3 protein-coding genes are annotated in these 3,024 nt (G+C 61.1%); all 3 read left to right on the forward strand.

What is annotated here, in order from left to right; genetic code table 11:
• Window positions 1-761, forward strand: a 761-nt coding sequence (locus tag EQG76_RS21320) for an MATE family efflux transporter (protein WP_159716343.1), incomplete at its 5' end; no start/stop codon positions are given.
• Between the two features lie 380 nt (window positions 762-1,141).
• A complete protein-coding gene (locus EQG76_RS21325) occupies window positions 1,142-2,272 on the forward strand; it encodes a glycosyltransferase (protein WP_159716344.1) in 1,131 nt (376 codons plus the stop codon).
• Window positions 2,269-3,024: glycosyltransferase family 39 protein (locus EQG76_RS21330; RefSeq protein ID WP_200840997.1), on the forward strand; the 756-nt coding region annotated here is incomplete at its 3' end. The genes EQG76_RS21325 and EQG76_RS21330, both read left to right, overlap by 4 nt.

Consider the following 3,024-nt stretch of genomic DNA (forward strand, 5'->3'; position numbering starts at 1 on the left):
TCGGGCAGCCGGCAGGCATCGTCAATTTTCTGCGCAGCTTCGATGCGCGGGACCGGGCGCTTCTCAGAGCCACCAGTCTGGGCGCGATCCGTGCGGCGGCCGTACGTCACTACCGCTTCCCGCTACTGCTGACCCCATCCCTGCTCCTCAACACCTCGGCGAAGATGCTGCCGGCGGTGTTCCTGGCGACCCTGTACGGGCCCGTGGTGGCTGGCCAGTTCGGTCTGGCTCAGCGGGTGGTACTGGCACCCGTGCGCCTGCTCGGCATGAGCATCGGACAGGCATATCTGGGTGCTGCGCCTAAGCTCGCACGTGAGGACCGAGCAGCGCTCCTGCGTCTGTTCCGCTCGACTACCTTCCATCTGGCCTGGATCGGACTGCTCGGCATGGCGACGGTCGCGATCCCGGCACCATTTCTGTTTGCGCTGGTGTTCGGCGAGGCGTGGCGCGAAGCGGGCGTACAGCTACAGATTCTGTCAATCATGTATCTCGCCCAGTTCGTGATCTTTCCCGTCGGCCAGACGCTGGCGATGTTCGGTCGCCAGGACCTGAATCTTTGGTGGGATATCGGCAACATGGCCATCACCGTGCTCGCATTTCTGATCGGATGGGGCTGGCAGCTCTCATCCAATCAGACATTGCTGCTATACAGCGTGGCCATGAGCGCCAACTACGGCGTCAACTGGCTGCTGAGCCATCACGCTATCCTGCATGGCCAAGCTGCCGGAAGCGCTGCATCAGTTGCCGTCACCACCGAATGAGGGATCGTCGAGGCCTGTCTCGTACCGCCCGCTGGAGAGGACTGTCAGATTGCCGGAGCGATTGGCTTGCACTGAGGGCTGTGCGGTTGCCATCTTCGGCCACCCGCAACTTCGCCAGCCTCCCCGCTGCAACAGACCATGGGTCCGATCAGATGCGCTTGACCTGAGCAACCGCCTTTGTTGAGGCGCAACTGGACATCTGGCCCCTACTGCTATCAGGTCGAGGTGAGGGCGTCGGCGCGACAGGGTCGGAACATGCCGCGCAGGCACCTCAGCCCCGCCACCTCTCGCAGCTGATAGGCTCGCCGCCACGGGATGGCCGTGGCGAACCTGATGCGATGGAACAATGCCTACCCCCTGTCAGCAACATAGCGGCTGTCATGAATCAGCATAAGATCGTGCATCTGACATCGGTGCACAACCTGCACGACAACCGCGTGTTCGAGAAGGAGTGCGTTTCCTTAGCGCAGGCTGGTTTCGATGTCGCCTTGGTGGTGCCTGACGACGGACCAGACCGGCAATTGCAGGGCGTGCGAATCCTGACGGTGCCGAAGCCCAAGAGTCGGCTGAAGCGGATGACGGTGACCACTCGTCAGGTGGTGGCAAGGGCGCTCGCAGAGAAAGCAGACCTTTATCAGTTCCACGATCCCGAGCTGATTCCCTTCGCTTTGGCGCTGCGGGCGAGAGGCAAACCCGTTATTTTTGATGTTCATGAGGACTATGTCACCAGCATTCGCAAGGGACATTGGCTGCCCAAGCCGGTGGCGAGCGTGGTAGCATTCGGCTACGACTACTTCGAGCGTATAGCGAAGCTTCCCTACAGGACTGTTATCGCTGAGCGGTATTACTCCGCCCGATTCCCCAATGCGGTTCCGGTCCTCAACTACCCGCGGCTCGACCGATTCGCTGCCATCATGGAGCAGCCGATCCGTCAGCCTCCAACGAAGCCTCGACTGCTATACACGGGCACGCTCGTGGTGGATCGTGGAGGGCTGATATACGCGGATCTCGTCCGTGATCTGCCCGACGCCGAAATTCACCTGGTTGGATGGGCTGAACCTGCAACGGTGGCTGCCATGCAGCAGCGTGGAGGAGCCGCTGCCGCCCGGATGACGTTCGAAGGCATCAACGAACGATTGCCATTTTCGCGGATAGTACAGGCGTATGCAGAGGCCTGGACCTGCGGCCTCGCTATCATGCCGGAGACCGAGCATTATAGAGAGAAGGAGCTGACGAAGTTCTTTGAGTACATGGCGGCGGGCCTGCCGATCGTCGCATCGGACTTTCCTGTCTGGAAAGCGCTGATCGAGGGGCAGGGTGTCGGCATTTGCGTGGATCCTACGAAGCCGAGCGCCATGCGAGACGCCGTGCAGTGGCTGGTGACGCACCCTGATGAGGCGCGTGCGATGGGGGAGCGTGGGCGAGCGGCTGTCCGATCGACTTATAACTGGGATAGGGAAGCGCAGCGGCTGGTGAGCTTGGTACGGCAATTGATCGGAGAGTCGACGTGAATATATTGCGTTCAGGGCCAACGATCCCGCTGCTCCTGTTCGTATTCTCGTGCGCCCTCTATGCTATAAATCTGGACAAGGCTCCAGATTTTGATGAGCTGTATCATATTCTGGCCGCGCGTGGATATCTGAAGACCGGGGTCTTCAGCATAGCCGATGGCCTTTACCAGCGTGGGCGGGTATTCACTTGGCTGGTCGCGAAGCTGTTCTCCGTCTTCGGTGAGCACCGGTGGGTGGCGCGGCTGCCTTCTGTGGCTTCCGTTGCGCTGATGGCATCCCTGCTGTTCGTCTGGCTGCGGACGAGAACGGGCAACCTCGTGGCGCTACTGGCTGCGCTACTGTTCGCCGTCTCCCCGTTCGCCGTCGACATGGCGCAGTTCGCACGATTCTATGGCGTGCACGCCTTTGCATTCTTGATCGCCTGCTTCGCGATCTATGCTGCTGTCGTCGAGCAGGAGGCAGGGGTCAGGAGAATCGGCTTCGTGGCCGTAGGCATGCTGGCCTTGGCGGTCGCGATGTACTTCCAGGTGACGACCCTGATCGGGATCGTGGGCCTGGGCGCCTGGGGCGGGCTGTATGTCGTGGTGCCCTGGTTGCTGCGCCGTGATGTGACCACGACCCGCAAGATTGCTCTCGTCGTCGTCGGTATCGCGCTGATGCTGATCGTCCTGATGGTCGGCTTGGCGACCGGCAAACTGCAGGCTGCGCTCGTCATGTTCCGCAACACCCCAATGTGGGCGGCCGAGAATTCA

Source organism: Geminicoccus flavidas (assembly GCF_009806515.1).
Taxonomy (GTDB): domain Bacteria; phylum Pseudomonadota; class Alphaproteobacteria; order Geminicoccales; family Geminicoccaceae; genus Geminicoccus; species Geminicoccus flavidus.